This is a genomic window from Ensifer sp. KUDG1 (assembly GCF_050434285.1).
Taxonomy (GTDB): Bacteria; Pseudomonadota; Alphaproteobacteria; order Rhizobiales; family Rhizobiaceae; genus Ensifer.
The window spans coordinates 81136-105287 of record NZ_JBNDIG010000006.1 but is presented as its reverse complement, the minus strand read 5'-3'; the positions used below and the strand labels follow the sequence as shown (position 1 = coordinate 105287).

The 24152-nt window shown below is 63.8% G+C and carries 17 protein-coding genes; 8 read left to right on the top strand and 9 right to left on the bottom strand.

All coding sequences use genetic code 11. The features are described 5' to 3' along the window. The first annotated feature begins 34 nt into the window (after positions 1-34). From M2267_RS16785 to M2267_RS16775, 3 genes are all read left to right on the top strand, one after another. Positions 35-4150, top strand: coding sequence for an AAA family ATPase (locus tag M2267_RS16785; RefSeq protein ID WP_429115601.1), 4116 nt, complete (start codon positions 35-37; stop codon positions 4148-4150). After that, positions 4147-5706, top strand: coding sequence for a B12-binding domain-containing radical SAM protein (locus tag M2267_RS16780; protein WP_429115600.1), 1560 nt, complete (start codon positions 4147-4149; stop codon positions 5704-5706). Before M2267_RS16785 ends, M2267_RS16780 begins: the two co-directional genes overlap by 4 nt. Positions 5707-5875: 169 nt before the next feature. Further along, positions 5876-6943, top strand: coding sequence for a GH25 family lysozyme (locus M2267_RS16775; protein WP_429115598.1), 1068 nt, complete (start codon positions 5876-5878; stop codon positions 6941-6943). Between the two features lie 46 nt (positions 6944-6989). Here M2267_RS16775 and M2267_RS16770 read toward each other — a convergent pair whose 3' ends face one another. After that, positions 6990-8471, bottom strand: a complete 1482-nt coding sequence (locus tag M2267_RS16770; RefSeq protein ID WP_429115596.1) for a patatin-like phospholipase family protein — start codon at positions 8469-8471, stop codon at positions 6990-6992. A 228-nt stretch (positions 8472-8699) separates the two neighbouring features. Here M2267_RS16770 and M2267_RS16765 point away from each other — a divergent pair, with 228 nt between their 5' ends. Both M2267_RS16765 and M2267_RS16760 read left to right on the top strand, forming a co-directional pair. Next, a complete protein-coding gene (locus tag M2267_RS16765; RefSeq protein WP_429115594.1) occupies positions 8700-9374 on the top strand; it encodes a response regulator transcription factor in 675 nt (224 codons plus the stop codon). After that, positions 9371-10741 (top strand): sensor histidine kinase, encoded by a 1371-nt coding sequence (locus M2267_RS16760; protein ID WP_429115592.1) that lies wholly within the window; start codon positions 9371-9373, stop codon positions 10739-10741. Before M2267_RS16765 ends, M2267_RS16760 begins: the two co-directional genes overlap by 4 nt. A gap of 107 nt (positions 10742-10848) precedes the next feature. On the opposite strand, the gene M2267_RS16755 is transcribed toward M2267_RS16760, so the two are convergent. From M2267_RS16755 to M2267_RS16730, 6 genes are all read right to left on the bottom strand, one after another. Beyond that, positions 10849-12222 (bottom strand): alpha-glucosidase/alpha-galactosidase, encoded by a 1374-nt coding sequence (locus tag M2267_RS16755; protein WP_205236077.1) that lies wholly within the window; start codon positions 12220-12222, stop codon positions 10849-10851. A gap of 23 nt (positions 12223-12245) precedes the next feature. Further along, positions 12246-13919, bottom strand: coding sequence for an ABC transporter ATP-binding protein (locus tag M2267_RS16750; RefSeq protein WP_429115590.1), 1674 nt, complete (start codon positions 13917-13919; stop codon positions 12246-12248). Between the two features lie 12 nt (positions 13920-13931). After that, complete coding sequence (locus tag M2267_RS16745; RefSeq protein ID WP_429115911.1) at positions 13932-15047, bottom strand: ABC transporter permease; 1116 nt, start codon at positions 15045-15047, stop codon at positions 13932-13934. An 8-nt stretch (positions 15048-15055) separates the two neighbouring features. Then, positions 15056-16066: an ABC transporter permease gene (locus M2267_RS16740; RefSeq protein ID WP_043623545.1), complete on the bottom strand. Its 1011-nt coding sequence runs from the start codon at positions 16064-16066 to the stop codon at positions 15056-15058. 66 nt (positions 16067-16132) lie between these two features. Next, entirely contained in the window at positions 16133-18217 is a 2085-nt protein-coding gene (locus tag M2267_RS16735) for an ABC transporter substrate-binding protein (RefSeq protein WP_429115588.1), read from the bottom strand. A gap of 111 nt (positions 18218-18328) precedes the next feature. Further along, positions 18329-19792 carry an alpha-glucosidase/alpha-galactosidase gene (locus M2267_RS16730; RefSeq protein ID WP_429115586.1) on the bottom strand — a complete coding sequence of 488 codons (1464 nt, stop codon included), beginning with the start codon at positions 19790-19792 and terminating at the stop codon, positions 18329-18331. Between the two features lie 188 nt (positions 19793-19980). On the opposite strand from M2267_RS16730, the gene M2267_RS16725 reads away from it, so the two are divergent. Next, on the top strand, positions 19981-20922 hold the full coding sequence (locus M2267_RS16725) for an AraC family transcriptional regulator (protein ID WP_043623554.1): 942 nt from the start codon (positions 19981-19983) through the stop codon (positions 20920-20922). A gap of 12 nt (positions 20923-20934) precedes the next feature. On the opposite strand, the gene M2267_RS16720 is transcribed toward M2267_RS16725, so the two are convergent. Then, the gene (locus tag M2267_RS16720) at positions 20935-21432 is read right to left on the bottom strand and encodes an EVE domain-containing protein (protein WP_429115584.1); all 498 of its coding nucleotides are present in this window, start codon (positions 21430-21432) and stop codon (positions 20935-20937) included. Between the two features lie 370 nt (positions 21433-21802). Further along, positions 21803-21949 carry a DUF1127 domain-containing protein gene (locus M2267_RS16715; protein ID WP_064817045.1) on the bottom strand — a complete coding sequence of 49 codons (147 nt, stop codon included), beginning with the start codon at positions 21947-21949 and terminating at the stop codon, positions 21803-21805. Positions 21950-22325: 376 nt separating this feature from the next. On the opposite strand from M2267_RS16715, the gene M2267_RS16710 reads away from it, so the two are divergent. Both M2267_RS16710 and M2267_RS16705 read left to right on the top strand, forming a co-directional pair. Next, positions 22326-23036, top strand: a complete 711-nt coding sequence (locus M2267_RS16710) for a GntR family transcriptional regulator (RefSeq protein ID WP_043613006.1) — start codon at positions 22326-22328, stop codon at positions 23034-23036. Between the two features lie 114 nt (positions 23037-23150). Continuing rightward, a complete protein-coding gene (locus M2267_RS16705) occupies positions 23151-24113 on the top strand; it encodes a dihydrodipicolinate synthase family protein (RefSeq protein WP_043612977.1) in 963 nt (320 codons plus the stop codon). Positions 24114-24152: the final 39 nt, after the last annotated feature.

Genomic DNA, 24152 nt, shown 5'->3' with positions numbered 1-24152 from the left:
GCATGTTACTCTAAAATCTTGGGGAGAATTTTGCGTGGTAGGTGGCGCCGGCAAGAATGAATTCCAACGTTACCTGTCGGGAGCCCTGGTTCGATGGTCTGCCCCGGCGGCGACGGATTCGGCTGGCCCGACGCGCGAGGACTTTCCCGGCACATTGCTGTTCGCCGACATTTCCGGTTTTACCCGGCTGACCGCCAAATGGTCGGAAAGCGACCGCGCCGCCGGCGCCGAACGAGTAAGCCGGCTGCTCAACGGCTACATGGGACCGCTCGTCCGGCATATCGAGGAACATGGCGGCACGGTGCTAAGCTTTGCCGGCGACAGCCTGCTTGCCGGCTGGCAGGCTGCCTCCGACAGCGAACTGGAGCAGGCCGCCTGGCGCAGCTGCTATTGCGCCGGCCGCATCCGTGAAGAGATCGGCGGCCCCGGCGGGCCGGAGGACGCGCTACAACTGCGCATCGCCGTCGGCGTCGGCACCATCACCCTGCTGCACCTCGTTCCCCGCGTCGACCAGCGCTGGCTGATCGTCGGCGGCGACTGCCTGGCGCAGGCGGACCATTGCGGTCTTTTGAGCGATGCCGGCGAAATTCTCGTCTCCGATGCCGTGTGGCGGCTGATCGGCAAGCGAGCAACCGGCTCGCCCGGCCGGGAGGGCACCGCCCGCCTCGAACGCATCGATCCCTATTCGACCGCGACCAGGCCGCCCCGCGCCCTTTCTGGCGCCGCCAGCAAGCGGCTGGAAACCTATCTGCCGCTTTCGCTGCGCGGTCGGCTTCTGTCGCCGCTTTCGGAGTGGCTGGCGGACCTGAGAACCGTGACCGCCCTGTTCGTGCATATCGTCGGCCCGGACCTCGAGAAAGATCTCGACCGGCTGAACCAGCTCGTTGCGCGATCGATCGCCGTCGTCGGTCGCACCGGCGGCGAAATCCTCCATACGGCTCTCCATGCAAACAGTCTCGAGATCTTCGCGGTCTTCGGCCTGCCCGGCCCCAAACATGCAGACAACGCGCGTCGCGCGATCGTTGCGGCACTGCGTCTTTCAGGCGAACTCGACGATCCCGACATCGGCCTTTCGGCCGGCATTTCCACCGGCGAGAGCTTCTGCGGCGCGCTTGGCGCGAGCCACCGCGCGGACTACACGGTGGTCGGCGCCGCCGTGAACATGGCCGCGCGCCTGGCAAGCGTCGCCGCCGGGCGCATCCTCGTCGACCAGGCGACGGCCAAGGAGACGGCCAGCCAGATCGCCTTTTCCGGACCGTGGTCGCTGGCCATACCGGGTGTGCGCGGCGGCGTGTCCGCCTTCGCGCCGATCGCCGAGACGGTCGCGACGATCGACACCAAGTCGCCGGCACTCCTCAACCGCGCAGCCGAAATGACGGCCCTTTCCGCCTATCTCGACAGCGCGCCCAGGGGGCAGTCCGGCATCATGATCGTCAAAGGCGATTCCGGCGTCGGGAAGTCGGCCCTGCTGCGCGCCTTCGTGGAACGCTGTCGCGACCGCGGCAACCGCGTGCTCGTCGGCAATGCCGACGACATCGAAAGCGACGTGCCCTATTTTGCCTGGCGCGGGGTTATCCGCGACCTGCTCGGCATCGGCGACCTGCGCGGCGCCGAGGCCACGGACCAGGTGGGGCTCTTCTTTGCGGAAAGACCGGAACTCGCTTCGCTCGCGCCGCTGCTCAACGACGCCATCAACCTCACTTTGCCGGACACGCCGGAGACGCGGGCCATGTCCGGCGACGGGCGCTCCCACCGGTTGCGCGAACTGCTGAGCGAGCTCATGACCGACAGCCTCGCCGGCGGCCAGGGCTTCGTCGTGCTTGAAGATGTGCACTGGCTCGACGAGGCGTCCGGCCAGTTGCTGGGGCGGCTGGTTTCAGGGGCGGCACCGGTACCGGTCGTGGTGTCGACCCGGACGACCCGCACGCAGGAAGACCTGACCCGATGGACCGGCCTGCACCATAACGGCGCCCAGACGCTCGATCTTTTACCGCTCGATTTCGAGGGCACGATCGCGCTCGTTCGCGCTTCGATCGGCAGCAACTCGCCCTCCGACGGCTTCGGCGAGGCGGTCTATGCGCAATCGGCCGGAAACCCGCTGCTGATCTGCGAAATCTGCCGGATGATCGGCGAGCGCCGGCTGCCCAAGGCGGCCGAGCCTGCCGCAACCGTCTCACTGCTCTCCGAGCCCCGCTCGAACGATGCGACCCTGCTCAACACCGCCAAGGTGACCGTGATTGCCCGGACCGACCAGCTTCCGGCGGAGCTGCAGGTGCTGCTGAAGATCGCAAGCGCCATGGGTGCGACCTTCTCGCTCGCCGAGCTTGGCGCGCTGCCGCCGATCAGGAAGACGGCACTGGACATCGAGGCGAGCATCGAGCGGCTGCAGGCGGCGCATCTGATCAAGCCCGCCGACGACCGCCCGGGCCGGTTCATGTTCAGCCATGCCGTCATCCGCCAGGCGATCTACGAGAGCCTGCTGTCGGAACAGCGCCATGAAGCGCATCGCGCCATCGCCAAGGCGATGGAAGAAGGCGGGCAGCCGGACAATGCCGAAAACCTGCCGCGCGTGCTCAGCCACTGGGAGCGCGCCGGCGACGCCGCGCAGGCGTTCAACTATCTGGACCGCGTTGCCGAACTGCGGCTGCGCCAGTTCGACAACGCAGCGGTGGTCGACCTGATCGAACGCTTCTTCAAGACGGCGCGCGACCTTTCGATCACCATTCTACCGGCCAGACGGGCGGCCGCCTGTTTCCTGCTCGGCGAAGCCAGCCTCAATCTTGGCCGCGCCGAAGCGGCCCGCCATGCCTATGAGGAAGGCCTGCGGCTTTCCGGCCTGCCGCTGCCGCGCACCTCCGCCGGCCTCGCGCTACATCTCGTGCTCGATCTGGCCGAACAGGTGTGGCGGCGCACCACCCATCGCGACGCGGACTGGATCCTGAAACGAGAAATCTCGCGATCGCCGTCCGATCCCTTCCTGCTGGCGGCGAAGGCACATGAGGACCTCACGCGGATCTACTACTTCACCAGCGAGAAGTTGCGGCTGATCCATGCGACGCTTAGGGCGACGAACCTTGCCGAGAGAAACAAATACGTCTCGCCGACGACCGCCGCCAATTACGCGAGCCTCGGCGCCATCTGCGGGGTGATTCCGTTGCACAGCCAGGCCGAACACTACAGCCGGCTGGCGGCGGCACTGTCCGAACGCGTCGACCAGTTGGGAACGCGCGTGCGCGTCGACCTGCTGTCGGGCATGTACCAGATCGGCATCGGTCATTGGCACGCGGGCAAGCGGGCCTTCGAGGCAGGCCTCAACAATGCGGCGACGGTCGGCGACCTGAGGCGCTGGTGCGAGGTGGCGGTCGGGCTGGAGACGATTTCCGGCCCGTGGCTTTTGACCTCCGCCTTCGAGGGCATCGCGCCCTGGGAGATCCTCGTGCAACGGATCTGCGAGGAAGGACGCCGGCGCGGGGACATGCAGGTGCTCGGCTGCGGCCTGCTCGGCCGTCTCCGGGGCCATGCAGCGCTTGGCAGGTGGAACGCGATCGAGACCGACCTCGACGAACTCGAACAGATCCTTCGCGAAAAGGGCGACGGTCTGGAACTCGTCCATTCGATCGAAGGCGCATCGCTTCTGAGCGAGGCCGCGCGGCGACGGGGCAACACGACGGAGGCCGCAAGCTGGCTCGAGCGGGCGCTATCCTGGTGCGAGACGCTCAACCCGGCGATGAAGACGCGGACGCTGCCGGCGCTTGCCCGTCTCTTCGATGTCGCAAGCGACCCCGATGGCGGCGACCTGCTGGCGGCACAGCTTGTCCTTCGAAAACTCGAGCGCTTCGCGCGGGTCTACCCGATCGGCCGGCCGGCGGCGGCACTCGGCGAAGCGACCCTGCACCTGCGCCGCGGCCAGCAACGCCGCGCCGAGCGCGTCACCCAATATGCCTTCGCGGAGGCGATCCGGCTGGAGATGCCGGCCGTGGCGCTCGCCGCCCTGCAGCATGCTGCGGGACCGAGGGATGCCGAAGCGCGCCAGGCGTTCGAGACGATGTTTTCTCTGCGCCGGGCCACCTGGTGCGAGGTTCTTCCGCTTGGTCAAACCGACCAGGCGCCGCATGTCCAGTTTGCCAGATCCCAGGGAAGCCGCGCATGAACCGTACCAGTCCTCCCCGCATCCTGATCGTGCTTGCCCATTTCGACGAAACCCGGAACCCCAGGGGCCGCCCCGACTTCATTCCCCAGGGAACCGGTCACCTGTTCCTGGCGGGCGCATTTGCCCGCGACCGCGTGGATCTTCGCGCCTATAGCGAGTTCCACGACGGACCGCTCGTCGACGAGGCAGCCTTCGCCGAACTCGACATGCTGGTGTTGACCGGCGTGACCGCGGCCTTCGACCGGATGCAGCACCTGACGGCCTATGCCCGCACCAAGTCGCCCGGCTGCGTCGTCGTCGCTGGCGGGCCGGTCGTGCGCAATCTGCCGGTTTCGAGCGCCGAGACCTTCGATTACGCCTGCGACGGCGACGTCGAGGAAATGCAGGCGGTCATCCGGGAGGTGTTTGGCGAATGGGCCGTCTCCGAGACGATCCTGCCGCGCTTCGACCTTGCCAATTGGCGCGGTCCGGTCAGCTACGTCGAGACGAGCCGCTACTGCAATTTCAAGTGCAGCTTCTGTGCGTTGACCGCCGAAGGCAGACGCTACCACAGCTACGACCCCGCCTATATCGAGGCGCAGCTGCGCAACGCCCCACCGAAGAAATACGTGCTGTTCATCGACAACAACTTCTACGGCAACAGCAAGGACGTCTTCCATGCCAAGCTCGACGTGATCCGCTCGCTGTGGCGACAGGGCCTGTTTCAGGGCTGGATCGCCCTTGTCACCGGCGACTTCTACCGCGATCCACAAAATCTCGAAGCGGTGCGGGCGGCTGGCTGTCTCGGTCTGTTCAGCGGCGTCGAGACACTGAGCGAAGCGCAGCTGAAACGCTACCAGAAGAAGCAGAACCTGGTGGTGCCGCAGCTGGAGGCAATCAAGACCTGCCTCAATGCCGGCGTCGCCTTCCAGTATGGCCTGATGTTCGACCCGTCGTCGCAGACGATCGAGGCGATGCAGGAAGAACTTTCCTTCATCACCGGCGAAACCACGATGCCTTTGCCGGCGTTTCTGAGCCTGACGATCCCGCTGCTCGGCACGCCGCTCTTCGACGAATGCGTCGCCGACGAACGCTTCCTGCCCTCGGCCAAGCTGCGTGACATGGATGGGTTCACCCTGATGACCCGTCCGCTCGACGGCCTTGAGGAGGTGGCGCTCTTTGCCCGCAAGCTGTCGCGGCTCGACGGCAACCGTGCCAGGATCCTGCGCCATTGCCTGGGCTTCTACCGCAACTACCGCCATTCGCTTTCCGGGCGGCAGATGATCCATCTGCTTGCCAACAGCCTGCGCCTGGCGCTTCCTTCGGTCCTCCATCGCCACGGCCTGCCGACGCGCTCGGGCAGCGACGAAAATCTCACCTATGTGACGACGACGCAGCCGCTCGGCCCGCTCTACACGCCAGCCTTCCGGGTCGGCGAGGGTTTCCGTTCGCATTTTGCGCCGACGATGATCACCGACGCGTCCGGCGCGCTCGACGAAACCATCGCCCGCAACCTCGAATTCCGCAGCAGCCGCCGGCAACGGACAGGCACCGGCATCGAACATTCGTCCAGTTGAAGCCGCCACCACGCCTGCGTCAAAGTGCCCGGCCCGATGCAACCTCCAGTGCGTGAAATTGGGTTCGCTTGGTAAGATTGGATTCAAACTTTTTGAGTAAGCTTCCGTTAGCTATTTCACACCTGTCGGCCGGCGATCGCCGTCGACCTTGTTTTGCGTACGGGTGCCCATGCGTCTTTCAGCTGCGACCGCAATCCTTTTTGCCGGCCTCATTTCGGGCTGCTCCTCCAGTTCCAGCCTGGACACGATCGCGCCGCCCTCGCGCGAAACGACGAGTTCGGTCGCTATGTCGGCCGCACCGGTGCCCGCCGCCAATGTCGGTGCACGGGTCGCGCAGGTGACGCCGCCGCAGAACGTCCAATCGGCACCGCCACAGGAAATGCTCGCCTGGGCCGGCCCCGTTCCGGAACCGGAAGCCTTCGCGCCCGCGGCAAACACCACGACGACGACAACGCTCGCCGCGCCTGTTCCGGACGCGCGCCCGGTCGCCTTCGTCGCCCCGGAAAATCCGGTGACCCAGGCGATGCCGCAGGGCCGCTCGCGCATCTACGGTCACCGTTTCCGCGACGCCAAGCCGATCAACTTCGGCCGCGCCAAAAATCCGCGCAAGATGGCCGTGCATGGCGTCGACGTCTCCCGCTGGCAGGCCGACATCGACTGGGCCAAGCTGCGCACGCAAGGCGCCAATTTCGCCTTCATCAAGGCGACCGATGGCGGCGACCATCTCGACCCGATGTTCAAGAAGAACTGGCGCGCCGCCAAGGCGGCCGGCATGCGCCGCGGCGCCTATCACTTCTTCTACTGGTGCCGCACCGCCGGCGAGCAGGCCGACTGGTTCATCCGCAACGTCCCGCGTGAACCGGGCGCGCTGCCGCCTGTGATCGACGTCGAATATAACGGCGAATCCAGCTGCAAGCGCCGCCTGTCGCCCGAGCGCGTGCGCGAAAAGATGCAGGTGTTCATGGACAAGCTGGAGGCTCATTACGGCCAGCGTCCGATCATCTACACGGCGCCGGATTTCTACGCCGACAACCTGCAGGGCGCGTTCAAGAACTATCCGTTCTGGCTGCGTGCCGTCGCCCAGCACCCGTCGATCGTCTACCCGAATCGCAAATGGCTGTTCTGGCAGTATTCCGGCTCCGGCCTTTCGCAGGGCGTCGATGGCAAGATCGACCTCAACGTCTTCCACGGCAGCGAGGACCAGTGGCACGACTGGCTGGAGGCACGGGCGAACTGAGCCGGCGGGCACGCCTCTCGATTCTCTGACCTAACCTCACACCTTCTCAACCCGCGCGGGCCACCTTCGGCCCGCCGTGGTTGACACGGTCGAGGAACCGCCGATAGCCGGGATGGTCGCGCAACAGGCGCCGGCCGAGATCCGCAAGAAAATCGACGTCCTTTTCCTTGAGGCTCAGCCGATTGTGCAGCCCGAGGATCCGCCGCGCCAGCGCCGGATCGGAGACATCCGACAGCGCAAGCCGGACGATATCGACATCGAGGTCGCCGCAGCCACGCTTGCCGCCGCCACTGCCGCACCGCCATCTCACGAATTTCTCCCGCCAGGCCGGCAGATGATCGCGCAGCGCGTCGAAGCTCTGGAGATTGGGAATATTGATCATCGCGTCGATGGCGGCGACGATCGCGACGGGAGCCCTGGGGCTGTCGACATTTTTCGAGATGTCCCCGCCAATGCGCGTGGAGGCATCGACGACGATGACGACCAGATGCCTGAGACGCAAGGCACGCTCCACCGGGATGGGCTCCGGCGCAGGCCGGCCCATCAGGTGCAACAGGCTTTGCGTTCCGACGCCATCGACCAGGCCGCCATCGTAGAGCTTCAGATAGTTGAGATCCTTTGCCGTTTCGTAGCGCCTGAGGGAATCGGCGTATTCGCGCGCAACCAGCGAGCCCGGCGCCCGAGGCCCTGTCTTCGGTGTTTTCGCCTCGGGTAGCGCCTCGCAACCGCTTCGGAAATTTTGCAAGGTCAGCGGCGCGAAAACGACCGGAACAGCGGCCGAGGCCGCGACCGCATAGGCGAGCGGATAGTCGTCGTAGCTGCTGCAGATGGCGGTGAACGAGGCGCGGTCGAAGATGAACGGTGTACGGTTGTAGAGATCGGTCGCGTGGATCACCAGCCGCGGCTGACCAGGGCGGCGCTCGAGGCTGCCGAGCGTCGCGCCCTCGAAAAGGTAGGCATCGAGCCAGGCTGGGAACCCGGTGCGATCGTTCACCCCGCCGCGATAGCCGCGCAGAATGTTGGGCGGTGAAAACGACGTCCTGAGCGAGGCCTCGACATCTCGCCCGAGAAAGCGCTTGCGAAAATCCTCAAGGCCCGCTCGGCCGTTCAAGGCAAAGTACGAGGCGAGCACAGCACCACCGGAGACGCCGGCAACAACGGCGACATCGTCGGCTAGCCGACGCCCTCGCCCGCCCGGAGACGGCGCCTCGGCCAGCGCCGACAGGACGCCGTAGCCGAAGGCCGCAGAACGGGCGCCGCCGCCGGAGAAGGCAAGGATGATGCCGGTATCGCTCGCATCCGGCGTTGACTGCGCAAGCGGCACGGCGCCCGTCGTCAGTTCAAGTCGCCTGTTGGTGGGCGTCACGTCCGGGCCGGCGCAGCCGGCTGCAGCAAAGGCGAGCGCCAGGGTACCGTGGCGCAGGAACCGGCTGGCGCGCGCAAGCGCAACGGGGCGGGCCACGCGGTAACCAGCCGGCTTTTGCCTGCGTTGCCTGATTGTAATCGACGTCCGTTTGTTGAGTGTCATGCGCCGTGATCCGGGTTGGCTTTGCCCGCGAGACCTGTCTTTTCCAGGTGTCACTGGTGCGCAAGCCTAAGGATCAAGATTGAGCCTGCATGTCATGCAGGGCGCTCGCAACGAATGATTGTGCGGCGACAAAAATCGGGATTACCTTGCGGCGGGATGACAGGTTCCCTCAATGAAGCGGCACTAAGGTCGCGCGCGTAGGCACATTGCACGGGGTAAAGCGCATTCATGCGGGTCTTGCTGGTCGAAGATGAGAAGGAACTGGCGGGGGCGCTGAAGGCCGCATTGAGCCATCACCGGATGATCGCCGATCATGCGCGCGATCTCGCCGAAGCCGCGCTGATCCTGAATGATGCCGTCTATGACGTGGTCGTGCTCGATCGCAAGCTGCCCGATGGCGATGGGCTCTCGCTCATCCCCGTGATACGGGCGCGCGGCAACACCGTGCCGGTGCTGATGCTGACGGCGCTCGACGATCTCGCCGACCGGGTCGCCGGGCTCGATGGCGGCGCCGACGACTACATTGGCAAGCCCTTCGCCTTCGAGGAACTGCTGGCGCGGCTGCGGGCGCTGGCCCGTCGCCCGGTTCCGGTGCAATCCGATGTCGTCACCGTCGGGCGTCTCTCCTTCGATCTCGCCCATTGCGAGGCAAGCGTGGCCGGCGCACCGCTGAAGATGCCGCGGCGCGAGCTTCTGGTGCTCGAAACGCTGACCCGCCGCATGGGACGCATGGTGCTGCGCGCGGCCCTGATGGAGGCCGTGTTCGGGCTCGACGACGAGATCCAGTCCAACGCGCTCGACACCCATATCTCGCGCGTGCGCCGCAAGCTGGCAGACGCAGACGCGGGCGTGACCATCAACGGCATCCGCGGCGTCGGTTACCTGCTACGGGAAGACCAATGAGCGGCCGCGCCTCGCATTCCTTCAAATGGCGGCTTGTCGGCTGGCTCGTGCTGTTCGAGACGGTCGCGACCTTTGTCGTCATCGCCATTGCCGTCGGCCTGCTCTGGGTGACCGGCTATCTCATCGACGGATACGAGAACGGCAATGTCGACGTGCTGAAGGATGCGATCACCCGCAAAGCCGATGGCGGGCTCGAACTTCAGGAAACGCCCGAGCTACAGCGACTACGCCAGCAGGCTGGAAAGATCTGGTTCATCGTCCGCGACAAGCAAGGGCACAGCCTCGCGGAGGGCACGGTGCCGGAAGAATTCGCCTTTGCGGTCGCCGTACTCGAGCGCATGAACGACGCCCGCTTCCGGCGCTCCCCCGACAAGAACGCGCGTCCGGAGGCGGTGGTCAAATGGCTCGAGTCGCCGGCCGGCATGGTCCAGATCTTCAGCGGGACGGAGGGACAATTGACCCTCGGCCGTCTGTTGCTCACAACCACCGGCGCCTTCCTCACCATCTTCGTGCCGATGTTGCTGCTACTCGCCTTTGCGACCGTGGTGGTCACGCCAATCGTCGTACGACGGATGCTCTCGGGCCTGTCGCATGCGGCCGCGCATGCCGCCCACATCGAATATGACCAGCGCGGCATCCAGATGCCGGTGACGGGCGTTCCCAACGAGTTCCTGCCGCTGGTGACGGCAGTCAACGATGCGCTGACGCGGCTCGACGACGGCTATACGAGGCACAAGCGCTTCCTGGCGCAGGCCGCCCACGAACTGCGCACGCCGGTCGCGATCCTCGGCGCCCGCATCGCCTCGCTACCGCCGGGTCCGGACAAGACGCGGCTCAACGAGGACGTGACGCGCCTTTCCATTCTGGCGGGCCAGCTTCTCGACCTCGAACGGCTCGACGCCGAAAACGACGAGTTCAGGCCGGTCGATCTTGCGGCATTGGCCGAGCGGGTGATCGTCGCGCTCGCGCCGCTCGGCTTCGGCGCCGGCTACGAGATGAGTTTCGAGGCGGATCAACGGCCCGTGATGATTTCCGGCGACGAGGCGTCGCTGGAGCGGGCGCTCACCAATCTCGTGCAGAACGCCATCGATCACGGTGGAAGGCGTGGCACCATCACGGTGAAGGTCGATCCACTAGGCGCGATCGATGTCTGCGACGACGGCGACGGCATTCCGCGCAGCGAAACCGACCGGATCTTCGAGCCGTTCCAGCGCCTGCGCAAGGACGGCAAGGGTGCGGGGCTTGGCCTCAACCTCGTGCAGAAGATCGTGCACCTGCATGGCGGCTACGTCGATGTCGCCCGCTCGGCGTCCGGCGGCGCCTGCATGCGCATCGTGCTGCCGCTGTCGGCAGCCACGGCAGCCTGAGAAGAACAAGCCCCGGAACCTACGCTGCTTTCCCTTGAATCGGCTAGGACATGGGGGAAGAGGGCATGAAGTTCCGGGGCTCGACGCGGCCTGACCGGGAGAAAAAATCAGGCTGCTTGGACCTTTTTCGACACCCGCGCCCATTCCGGGATCCAGTCGCGATGGGCGATGAGCAGGTCGTCGACGAGCGACCAGATCTGGTCGAGGTCGAGCTCGGCCGCCGTATGCGGATCCATCATCGCCGCATGGTAGAGATGCTCACGGTTTTCCGTCATCAGCGCCTCAACCGTCAGTTCCTGGACGTTGATGTTGGTGCGGATCAACGCGGTCAGCTGCGGCGGCAGATCACCAATGAAAGTCGGCTGGATGCCGGACGCATCGACGAGGCAGGGAACTTCCGCCGCGCAGTTCTCAGGCAGCGAGGTGATGCAGCCGTTGTTCCTGAGGTTGCCGTAGATGACAGAGGGTTCGCCGGTCCAGACCGAGTTCATGATCGAGGAAGCGTATTCGTGGCTCTCGGCCACCTCGATCGTCTCGGCCTCCTTGAAGGCGGCCGCCTGCCCCTTCCAACGCTCGATCTGCTCGACGCAGCGCTTCGGATACTCGTCGAGCGGAATGCCGAACTTCTCGATCAGGTCCGGCCGGCCGTCCTTGATGAAATAGGGCGTATACTCGGCGAAATGCTCGGAGCTTTCGGTGACGAAATAACCGAGCCGCGTCAGCATTTCGTACCGCACCTTGTTGGGGCAGCGCGGGTTCCAATGGCTGGGCTTCGGGAAGCGGCCTTCGCGATAGCCACGCACGAGATCCGGATAGAGATCGCGGAAGCTGCCGTCGGCCTGTTTGTGCTCAAACTTGAGGAAGAAGGCCATGTGGTTGATGCCGGCGGCGCGGTAGCGGATCTCCGAAACCGGGATATCGAGATCGCGCGAAAGCTCGTAGGCCGTGCCCTGGACCGAATGGCAAAGGCCGACCTGGCGGATCGTCGGGAACTTCTCCGAGATCGCCCAGGTGTTGATCGCCATCGGGTTGACGTATTGCAAGAGGATCGCGTTGGGGCAGACCTGCAGCATGTCCTCGCAGATCTTCCAGAGATGCGGAACGGTTCGAAGCCCGCGCATGATGCCGCCGACGCCGAGCGTATCGGCGATCGTCTGGCGCAGGCCGTATTTCTTCGGCACTTCGAAATCGGTGACCGTGCAGGGCTCAAAGCCGCCGATCTGGAAGGCGACGACGACGAAATCGGCCCCTTCGAGCGCTTGTCTCTGGTTCGAGTGGGTCTCGATCTTGGCTTTGACGCCGAGCGTGCGCACCAGCTTGCCGGCGACGATCTCGCTTTCGCCGAGGCGCTCAGGGTTCACGTCCATCAGCGCGATCGTTGCGGCCGACAGCGCCGGGCGCTGCAGCACGTCGCCGATGATGTTCTTCATGAAGACGGTGGAGCCGGCGCCGATGAAGGTGATCTTGGGTTGTCTGGTCATGGATTGCCTCTGCTTTCTAGCGGTCATGCTGCCACATCGAAGGCGGCTCTCACGAGCCTTTCGGTGTAGGCGGTCTTGGGATTGGACAGAATTTCGCTCACCGGCCCTTCCTCGACGATCCTGCCGTGCTGCATCACCACCACCCGGTGGCAGAGCGCGCGCACGACCTTGAGGTCGTGGGAAATGAAGAGGTAGCTCAGGCCCCGCTCGTCCTGCAGCTTGCGCAAGAGTTCGATGATCTGGGCCTGGACAGAAAGATCGAGCGCCGAGGTCGGCTCGTCGAGCAGGATGAATTCCGGCTCGAGTGCGATGGCCCGGGCGATGGCGATGCGCTGGCGCTGACCGCCGGAGAATTCGTGCGGAAAGCGCGACAGGATGTTGCCGGGCATGCCGGCGGCAACAAGCGCATCCACCACCCGGTCGACCCGCTCCTTGCGGTTCTCGCCGATGCCGTTGACGACCAGGCCCTCCTCGATGATCTGGCCGATCGACATGCGCGGGTTGAGCGAGGCGAACGGATCCTGGAAAACGATCTGGATGCGCGAGCGCAAGGGCCGCATCTGGGTACGGTCCTTGTCGTGGATCGGGATGCCGTCGAAGAAGACCTCGCCGCCATCGGCATTGAGCAGGCGGATCAGCGCCTGCCCGAAGGTCGTCTTGCCGGAACCGGATTCGCCGACGAGCCCGAGCGTCTCGTGCTTACGCAGATTGAGGCTGAGCCTGTCGACGGCGACCAACTCAGAAAACTGCGAGCGGAACAGGCCGCCCTTCTTCAGCATGAAGGAGACCTTCACGTCCCGCCCCTCGAGCACGATCGGCGCATTGTCCGGCAACGGCTTGGCGGCGCCGGAAGGCTCCGACGAGAGCAGCCTTTTGGTATAGGGATGCAAGGGATTGGCGAAGAGATCAGCCGTGGTGTTGTGCTCCTTCACCTCGCCATATTGCATGACATAGACATAGTCCGAGAACTGCCGCACCACCGTCAGGTCGTGGGTAATCAGGATCACCGCCATGCCCAGTTCGCGCTGCAGGTCGCGGATCAGGTTGAGGATCTGCGCCTGGACGGTCACGTCGAGCGCCGTCGTCGGCTCGTCGGCGATCAGCACATCCGGATCGTTGGCGAGCGCCATGGCAATCATCACCCGCTGACGCTGGCCGCCGGAGAGCTGGTGCGGATACTGGTTGATGCGAAGCTCGGGGTCCGGGATCTTCACGTGACGCAGCAGTTCGAGCGCGCGCTCGGTTGCCGCACGGCGGCTCATCCGGCGATGCGCCCGGATCGCCTCGATGATCTGCGAACCGACCGTATAGACCGGGTTCAGCGAACTCATCGGCTCCTGGAAGATCATCGCCAGGCGGTTGCCGCGCAAGGCGCGGCGTTCTCGTGGCGAGAATTTCAGCACGTCCTTGCCGTCATATTCGATCCGCGATTGCGGTGCGACAGTGGCGCGCTTGGACAAGAGCCCCATGACGCTGCGCGCCGTGACCGACTTGCCCGAGCCGGACTCGCCGACGATGGCGATGGTCTCGCCGCGGTAAAGCTGGAAGGACACGTCCTTCACCGCCTCTACCGTGCCATGCTCGACCTTGAAACGAACCGCGACATTGCGGGCGTCGATGACCGGCCGGCCATCGCGTTCGGCAAGGTCCCTGCGCGCGGAAGGCGCGGCGGTGAGGACGTCGATTGCTTCAGACATGATGCGTCCTCCTCAATAGGGATCGATAGCGTCGCGCAGGCCGTCGCCAAGGGCATTGAAGGCGAAGACCGTGACAAGCACGAAGGCGACGGGCGACAGGATCCACGGATAGGATCCGATGACGGAATAGGTGGAGGTGTCCTGCAACATCAGCCCCCAGGAAATGAGCGGCGGCTTGACCGCAAAGCCGAGGAAGCCGAGGAAGGATTCAAGCAACACCACCTGCGGGATCGACAGCGTGACAGCGACGATCACATGGCTCATCACGTTCGGCAGGATGTACTGGAAGATGATGCGCCGGTCGCTGGCGCCGACGGCGATCGCGGCCCGCACATAGTCGATGCGGGCAAGGGCCAGCGTCTTGCCGCGCACCTCTCGCGACATCTGCGCCCAGCCGAGCGCCGACATGACGATGATGACGAAGGCGAGGAAGACATTGGTCGGCGCCGTCACCGGGATCAGCGAGGTCAGCGCCAGGTAGAGCGGCAGTTGCGGGAAGGCGAGCACCAGTTCGACGAAGCGCTGCGTCCAGACATCGAAACGACCGCCGAAATAACCGGACGCCATACCGACGGTGGTGCCGACAACGGTGACGATCGAGACGACGATCAGCGCGATCATCAGCGAGATGCGCGATCCGACGAGAATGCGCGACAGCACATCACGACCGAACTTGTCGGTGCCGAGCAGATGCACCGCCGAACCGTCGACCGCGCCGAAGAAATGCCGCTCGGCCGGGATCAGGCCGAAAAGGCGGTAGGGCGCGCCCTTGACGAAGAAGCCGAGGATCTGCGGGTTGTCGTAGTCCGGGCCAATGATCGGCTGGAAGGTGATCGGGTCAAGCTCGGTGCCTTCACTGAGCGGATAGCTGCGCGGCGAGAAGACGAAATTGCCATCCTTGTCGGCAAAGCTGATCGCCTGGGGTGGCGCAAAGGCGACACCCGTCGCCTTCGGATCGACCGGCGACAGGAAGTCGGCGAAGACCGCCATGAAGATCAGCAGACCGACGAGGACGAGGCCGAGCATGCCGGTCCAGGACCGCTTCAGCCGACGCCAGACGAGCGCCTGGTAGCTTTCGTTGTGATGTTCCTGCCGGGGTTCGGCGGCGAGCGGAATGGTCGTTTGCATCTCGGCGGTCATGCGTGGGCTCCTCCGAGACGCACGCGCGGATCGAGCGCGGCCAGCAGCATGTCGGCGATGATGTTGCCGAGGATAAGGGTTGCCGACAGCACCAGCATGAAGGTGGCGGTGACATACACGTCGCCCACCCACATGGAGCCGACGATGGCGGGACCGACGGTCGGCAGCGCGAAGATGATTGCCGTCTCGATCTCGCCGGTCAGCATGTAGGGCAGCACGACGCCCTGATACATGATCAGCGGATGCAGCGCGTTCGGAACGGCATGGCGCATGACGACGGCACCTTCGCTCAGGCCCTTCGCGCGGGCGGTCTCGACATATTGCGCGTTCAGCGTGTCCAAGAGATTGCCGCGCATCACCCGCATATTGTAGGCGAGGCCGCCGAAAGTGGCGATCGCCACGACCGGCCAGACATGTTTGACGAGGTCGACGAACTTGTCCCAGGACCAGGGCGCGCCACCGTAGCGGGCCGAGTGGAACGAGTTGATTTCGCTGACATTGAAATGGAAGACGAGGATATAGACGATGATCAGCGCCATCAGGAAGCGCGGCACCGTCATGCCGAGGAAGGCCACGGTCGAAAGCAGGCTGTCGATCCAGGAATATTGCCGTGTCGCGGCGATGATGCCGAAGGATATGCCGATAATGGACGCGAGGATGTGGCAGACGAGTGCCAAGGCCAGCGTGCGCGGCAGGCGTTCGCCGACGACATCGGCAACCGGCTTGTTGTAGTAGAGGCTGTGGCCGAAATCGCCGCGCGTCAGGATGCCGGTCATCCAGTTGACGTATTGCACCGGCAGCGGCTTATCGAGGCCATGCTCCTTGCGATAGGCCTGCGCCTGGGCTTCGGCCTCCTCGTAGGACGCACCACCCTGGTTGATCAGCTGCGAACGAATGTAATCGCTATAGTCTCCCGGCGGCGCCTGGATGATGGCGAAGGTCGCCACGCTCAAGACAAGCAGCACCGGAATGGCAGAGGCGAGGCGGACAAGCAGAAACCTGAACATGCCGTTTCCTTCTGTCGTTGGGGTGATCGAGCGCTCCTCCGGCCTGTAGCCGGAGGAGCGGTTGCGTTAGTTGCTCAAGCCCTTGTCGCCGGGCTTGCCCGGAAGCTGTTCGGCAAAGAGCTCGAAATCACCCTGCTTGTCCGAGGGGACAAAGAGGCGCTCGCGCATGATCGTGTCTTCGGCCCAGTTGAACATGAAGATCGGCGCGCCCGTCGGCACGTTGGCGAAGCGCTTGTTGATGATCAGCGCGCCCGGATATTCGGTAAGGCCGACCGTATCGAGGTTCGTCGTCGCGACCTTCTGGTACTGCTTCATCAACTCCGCGCGCTCGGCATTGTCGTTGGTGGCGATGAACTTGTTGATGATGTCGACGAGTTCCTGCTCGAAGGGCATCAGGTCAAGCTGTCCGCCTTCCGGTGCACGGTGGTGCCAGCTGGTGCGCGGACCGGCGGCCGCCAACTGCGGCGTGTTTTGCACAACGGAGGCATATTCGGCGGCGTTGCGGTGAACCATCCAGTCGAATTTTCCGGCGTAATTGGTCGCGTCCCGCTGCTTGCCGTCGAGCGAGTTCAGGACCACCCGGAGGCCGAGCTTTTCCATCTGGCCGATCAGGCCCTCGGCGAGGTTGCGGTCGGTCGCGTAGCTGTTGTCGATCAGAAGCACGATCTCCACGTCCTTGCCGCCTGCCTTGCCTTCCGGGAAGTTGACGAAGCCGTTGCCGTCGGTGTCCTTCAGGCCCGCCTTTTCAAGCAGAGCCTTCGCGCCATCAAGATCGAAGGGATAGTAGACGGTCGACTCCCGGTCGTAGAAGCTGGTGCCGGAGGAAAGCCCGCCGGGATAGATCGCGGTGAAGGGGCCCTTCACCAGCGCCTCGCCGAGCTTCTTGCGGTCGACCGCCATAGTCACCGCCTTGCGGAAATCCTCGTTGCGGTTGAGCTCACGCACGGCCTGGGCGCGTTCGTCCGGCTCACCCCAGCCGTTGGCCGAGAAGTTCATGTGCAGATTGTAACCGATCAAGCGCGGGCCGAAGGCAAGCCGAGCGGGAGCTGTGTCCTGCGCAGCGCGCTTCAACGACTCGACGAAGTTTTCCGGCTGCTCCAGGTTGGAAAGATCGGCGGAGCCGGCAATTGCCTGCACGTCGCGATCGGCCCAGGTCGAGAGCTTGTAGTGCAGCTCGTTGATATAGGGCAGCTGGTTGCCCGCCTCGTCGACCTTCCAATAGTACGGATTGCGGCGCAGCACGATGATATCGTCGGGGCGATAGGCGACCGGAACCCAAGCGCCCATGACCGGGATGTTCATGTATTCCGGCGGGAAGGCATTCTTGTACTGGTCGTAGGTGGTGCCGGCGTATTTCGGATGCTTGGCCTTGAGGATATGCGATGGGCCAGGGCAGAAGGTGCCGTAGGCCATGGCATAGAGGTGCTGGCGCGGGAAGGCCTCCTTGAAGGTCCACTCGACCGTATACTGGTCGATCTTCTTCAGCGTCGTGCCGGCGCCGAAAGTCTCCGGCGTCGCGCCGTTCAGCGGCGTCACGCTCGGGTCGAGCACGTTGTCTTCCCAGTAGAACATCACGTCGTCGGCGTCGAAGAGATCGCCGTCCGACCACTTGGCGCCCTCGACCAGATGCATCGTCAGCTTGTGACCATCGGCGGACCAGTCCCAGCTCCTGGCAAGGTTCGGCAGCGGCTCGACGTCCTTGGCCTCCACCTGGAAGAGCGGCGCCGTGCGGGTCAGGCATTCGGACATGCCGATATCGATGCCGCCCCAGCCCTGGCTCTGGCCGGCCGAGTAGTTCCAGCCTTCCGGCCGACCGCCGATCACGTGGCGCAGCGTGTCGCCGTAGACGCCGACGCCGTCGGGCATGTTGCCGGTCTTGAAGACCATCGGTTCCTTCGGCAGGCGCTCGGCGACCGGCGGCAGCTTGCCGGTCTTGACGTATTTCTCGGTAACCCAGGCCGGCTCCTTGTATTCCGGCAGCGCCTTGAATTCGGCGATTGAGTCGCGCGGCACATAGGTAATCTTGCCCTCGGCCGGGAATGCCGACTGCTGCGGCACGACGGTGGGCTCGGAAGCGGCGGCCTCCAAGGCAAAGGTCGAGATGCCGACAAGCAGCAGGCTCGCCATTTTCGTCAGTCTGTGGCTGGTCATTGGCTCAGATTCTCCCTCTTTCGCCGCGCCGGAACGCGGCCTCCTCCTTGAAAAGTCTGCAGTTCAGGCAGTGCTGCTTGCGTCTCCTCACGCAAGCAGCATTGCAATCGATCAGCCGGCGGCGCGGACCTGGCGCTCGGCGCGCAACTCGTCGAGCGAGCGCACCTGACGCCGCGCGGCGCCGTTCCACTCGCGGGTCTTGACGGTGGCGCGGCCAAGCCGCTCCTTCGCACCGTCGATCGCGTGGGCGTATTGCGGCAGCCACTGGCTTTGCGCGACCACCATCTCGTCGACCATCTGCCAGACCTCGTCCGGCGTGCAGATCGCGCCGACCAGCGGATCGTGCAGCATCGCCAGCTTCAAGAGGTCGAGATCGCCGGTCACGGCCGCATGGACCGACATGCGCTGGACGTTGATCGAGGAAAGGCAGGTGGCAGCACAGGCCTCAGGAAGGGTAATGCCCGAGACCATGTTGATGCCGAAACGATCGACGAAACCGGGGGATTCGATGATCGCGTCGGCGGGCAGGTTGGTGATCACACCATTGTTCTTGACGTTGAAGTGACCGCGATAGACCCGGCCTGTTTCCAGTGCCTCGAGAATATGGCTTGCATGTTCGTTCGAGCGCTTGGCGTGATCGAGCGGCTTTCCGGCCGCTTCCAGGAACTGCGGAAACTCGGTTTCGAACCAGTTGCGCGTCTCGGTCGAATGGCGGAGATAGCCGCCGGTCTCGCCGTGGATCCAGTCGGACATATCGATCCAGCGGGTAATTTCCTCCGGGCGCTTGCGATACCAGGGAAGATATTCGGAAAGATGGCCGTTGCTCTCGGTCGAATAGACGCCGAAACGCTTCAAGACGTCGATCCGGAGCTTCTCCTGCTGGGAGAACACCGGGTGCGCTTCGAAGGCCGCGACCAGTTCGTCCTTGCCGATGCTGCGGCCCTTGAGCCTGACATCGACGAACCAGGTCTGGTGATTGATGCCGGAGCAGATGTAATCAAGCTCGCCCTCGCCAGCGCCAAGGATTTCGGCAATCTGCTCAGCCCCGTGCTGGACACCATGGCAGAGGCCGACCGTATCGACCTTGCCGTATTCGATCGCCGCCCAGGTGTTCATCGCCATCGGGTTGGCATAATTCAGGAACTTCGCGCCCGGCTCGGCGACGGCGCGGATATCCTTGCAGAAATCGAGGATCACAGGAATGTTGCGCTGGCCGTAGAGGATGCCGCCGGCGCAGATCGTGTCGCCGACGCACTGGTCGACCCCGTATTTGAGCGGAATGCGGATGTCGTCGGCATAGGCTTCGAGGCCGCCGACGCGCACGCAGCTGATGATGTAGCGGGCGCCTTCCAGCGCCTTCAACCGGTCGGTGGTTGCCGTCACCTTCGTCGGCAGGCGGTTGACCTCGACGATCCGGTCGAGGATCGCCTTGATCATTTCCAGATTGCGAGCGCTGAGGTCGGTCAGCGCAACCTCGATGTCGCGCAATTCCGGCACGGCGAGAATGTCGGTGAAAAGCTTCTTGGTGAAGCCGATGCTGCCGGCGCCGATGATGGCGATCTTGAACGTTGCCATGCCCTCACTCCTCATGAACTGCATGCATTTCTGACAAAGGGTAAAATCAATTCACGGTTTTTCACCGTCTTCGCGCGCAACTTCGATGCATTCCCTCATTTCTTACGGGCCGAAAGCACTGCCTGTTGCGCTGTTGGCGGTCATTATGTGTATAATTACCGACCCCGCCAGAGCGGTATTGTGCTTTCATGGGTAATTTTATGCTGCAAGATTTGATCGACAACGGCCCGATTATGCGCACGGTTTCGCTGCCGCGGGGACGCCAGAGCCTGCATGCGATGCCGACCAGCACCGGCTATGAAATCCGCAACAATGCGACCTATGACTGGGACGGCAGAAAGCGCGGAAACACGCCCTTCACCGTGCTGCAGCACACGATCGCGGGTGCCGGAAACCTGCGTTACGAGAACCGCAGCTATCGGGTGCGCGGGGGCGAGACGCTGCTGCTGCTGGTGCCGCACAATCATCGCTACTGGCTGGAAGATGGCGGGCGCTGGGAGTTTTTCTGGATCTCGATGAACGGCGACGAGGCGCTGCGCATCCACCGCGCCCTGCTTGCCGTCACCGGCCCGGTCTTGAAGCTGCAACCGGAAACGATCGAGCATCTGGCCGACTGCAGCCTGCGCCTGATCCGCGGCGGCGAAACGCCGGGCCGCGCCTCGGCGATTGCCTACGAGGCGGCGATGGCGCTCTACGACGACGTCTTCGGCTCCCATCCGGTGTTCAGTCATGAGCACAGGACGATGCACCGCGTCGTCGACCACATCATGAACAACCTGCAGAACCCGCTACCGGTGGAGGAACTGGCACGCGTGTCGGGTCTGAGCCGGGCGCATTTCTCCCGCGTCTTTGCCGCCAGCGAAGGCATGGCGCCGGCCGAATATGTGCTGCAGAAGCGCTTGCAGCGCGCGGTCAAACTGCTGACGAAAACGGCAAGCCTGCCAGTCAAGGAAGTGGCGATCCTCTCAGGCTTCGAGGATCCCAACTACTTCGCCAAGGTCTTCCGCCGCTCGTTCGGGCTGAGCCCAACCGAATTCAGAACCACAGGCATGTATGCCAGCGTGCCGGCCGGCTCCGTGGAGCAACCGGTCGACACGGGGGAAGAAGCAACGGTGCTGTTGACGGGTTGAGGCCGACGGCGGTCAGCCGGCAAGTTGCTGGCGATAGGCAGACGCTCTCGGGAAAACCATGCCGAGGTCGGCATGCATGGCCCGCGCGATCACGCGGAAATCCCGCTCGCTAATGGCGAGATGACCGATACGCAGCTTCTGGTCCCAGTTGCGGTTGCCTTCGGCAAATTCCAGACTGTCGAGCCAGGGGCGAACCGGGGCCTCCATGCTGTCGGCCCAGTCGATGTCGCCGCGATGCGGCGCGACACCGCCCATGGCAAAGAAGTAGGGAGGACGCTCCTTGACGACGCCGATGGCGGCAAAACAGGCGAGCCCCGCCCGGCCGTTGAAGGCGGCGTTCGGCGCATAACCGATGAAGCCGTCACCCGCCTTCATGCGCGTCATCGCCTGGACGTTGCCGTAGCCGTAGCCAAAGCGAGAGAAACCATCTTCCGCAGCATGCTGCAGGTCGTCGCCGGAAACCGCGCCGATCCAGAAATTGCGCTCGCCCGACCTGTTTGCTGCACCCATCTGAAACATATCCTGCGCCGACATCTGCAATCCCTCGATCTCTTATCCTGCGACCACTTTACGCGCGACCCCTGCCAGATTCTGTCAGCATCGTTTTGACAGACCCGGCATACCCGTCGAGCTGCGTTTCAGCCCTCTACGCTCCAGAAATCGGTAATCTCAGGGGAAAACGACGGCATGGCACTTTATCTCTTGAAGGAACACGCGCCCGCGGGAAGCGGCGAGAGGTGCGATTAATGGAGTAATCGATTAATCAAATCGCAGTGCCAGCGATGTGTGCGACGACAATGGCGCAATGAAGGCGCCAAAAAGCAAAAGCGCCCGCAGGAGATGCAGGCGCTTGGCAATTCTTCAGTCTATGTGGGTCGCCTTAGCGGGCGAAAGCCGTGCGTGCAACGCGGTCGATGTCGGCGCGTTCGATGCCGAGGTCGCGAAGTTCGCGGTTCGACATGCGGCCCAGTTCGGTGACCGTCTGACGGTACTTGCGCCAGTTGTTGATGGAGCGTGCGATGTTCATTTGATCCCCCTTTCAATGGGCTTTCGAAGCCTGGCTGCCAGTCCGTGGCGCCTCGTTTCACTTCGATGAACACCTTATAGCTCAGGCTTTCCGTAAGTTGCAGCGCTCAAAACTCAGCGCTCCCATGTGGGAAATGCATGGGTCGGCAGAAAGCGCCGGGTCAGCCGCTGGTGCGGGCGGCCCGATTGCACAATCCTGTTTCCAAACACCGCTTTTATAACAATGCGCGTTGTAACCGCGCAGGGCCTTCAACAAAGTGCCGCTGAAGGCAAACACACGTATTTGGATATACCCGCCACCATGCACCCATCATCACGGAAACGGTTGATCCCTGCGGCAGAGACAAGTATTTCTTTTGTCGACAAAGGAATCTGACATGACCGATATCGACACCGACAACAGCCCCATCCCTGAGCGCAAGCGCGGCTCCGGCGTGAAGATGGTCTATGACCTCTTGCGCGACGAGATCCTCGACCTGGTGCTGCCGCCAGGCAGCCCGATCGACGAAGTGCAGCTTGCCGAGCGGCTGAAGATGTCGCGCACGCCGATCCGCGAAGCGCTGGTGCGTCTTGCCGGCGAAGGGTTGATCGACACGCTGCCGAACCGCTCGACGATGGTGGCGAACATCGACTTCCTCAATCTCAATCCGTTCTTCGATGCGCTTGTGCTGATGTACCGCGTCACGACAAGGCTTGCGGCGCAGAACCATAGGCCGGAAGACCTGGCGATCATTCGCGGCTTCCACGAAGACTATGCGGCAGCCGTGCAGACGCGCGACGCGCTGACGATGATCGCCACCAACGCCGCCTTCCATGCGGCGATCGCGGAAAGCGGACGCAACCCTTACTTCACCAGCCTGTTCCGCCGGCTGCTCGACGAAGGGCGGCGTATCCTGCGTCTCTATTACCAGTCCTATGACGAGCAGTTCCCCCAGCGTTTCGTCGACGAGCACGCGGCCATGATCGCGGCGATCGCCGCGCGCGACGTCGAGGCTGCCGATCGGCTCGGCAAGGCGCATGCGGAGCAGATCGTCGAGCAGGTGCAGAAGCTTTTTGCCCGCAATAGCAAGCTCGACATCGCCCTGTAGCGGCTTTTGTATTTTTCTTGTCGACAAATAAAATACAAACGGCTATTGTCTAGATCAAAGGCAGGGGCGTAGGTGCGCCGCTGCCCTGAAGACAAAGCCCGAGAGGAGTTTCAGATGAAGGCTCAGATTTTCACCGGCGTCATCCCGGCGCTGATGACCCCCTGCAAGGAAGACCGCACCCCCGATTTCGACGCGCTGGTGCGCAAGGGCAAGGAGCTGATCGCTCAGGGCATGTCCGCCGTCGTTTACTGCGGCTCGATGGGTGACTGGCCGCTCCTGACCGACGAACAGCGCATGGAAGGCGTCGAGCGCCTGGTCAAGGCCGGCATCCCGGTCATCGTCGGCACCGGCGCCGTCAACACCGCTTCGGCCGTCGCACATGCAGCGCACGCCGAGAAGGTCGGCGCCCAGGGCCTGATGGTCATCCCGCGCGTTCTGTCGCGTGGCTCGGTCGTTGCCGCCCAGAAGAACCACTTCAAGGCCATTCTCTCTGCTGCCCCGAGCCTGCCGGCTGTCATCTACAACAGCCCCTACTACGGTTTCGCCACCCGCGCCGACCTGTTCTTCGCGCTGCGCGCCGAACATCCGAACCTCGTCGGTTTCAAGGAATTCGGCGGCGCTGCCGATATGCGCTACGCGGCCGAAAACATCACCAGCCGTGACGATGGCGTCTCGCTGATGATCGGCGTCGACACGGCCGTGTTCCATGGCTTCGTCAACTGCGGTGCAACCGGTGCGATCACCGGCATCGGCTGCGTGCTGCCGAAGGAAGTCATCCACATGTGCAACCTGTCGCGTGCCGCCGCCGAAGGCGACGTCGACGCCCGTCTGCGCGCACTGGAACTGGAGCAGGCGCTTGCCGTTCTCTCCTCGTTCGACGAGGGCCCGGACCTCGTTCTCTACTTCAAGCACATGATGGTGCTGAAGGGCGACAAGGAATACACGCTGCACTTCAACGAGAGCGACGTTCTCTCCGACAGCCAGCGCGGCTACGTCGAAGCCCAGTTCAAGCTGTTCAACAGCTGGTACGGCGAGTGGAGCAAGCTCCCGGGCGCCGTCCAGAAGTACAAGGCCTGATTATCAATATCGGCCCGTAAAACGAGAAAGGCCCTCCCG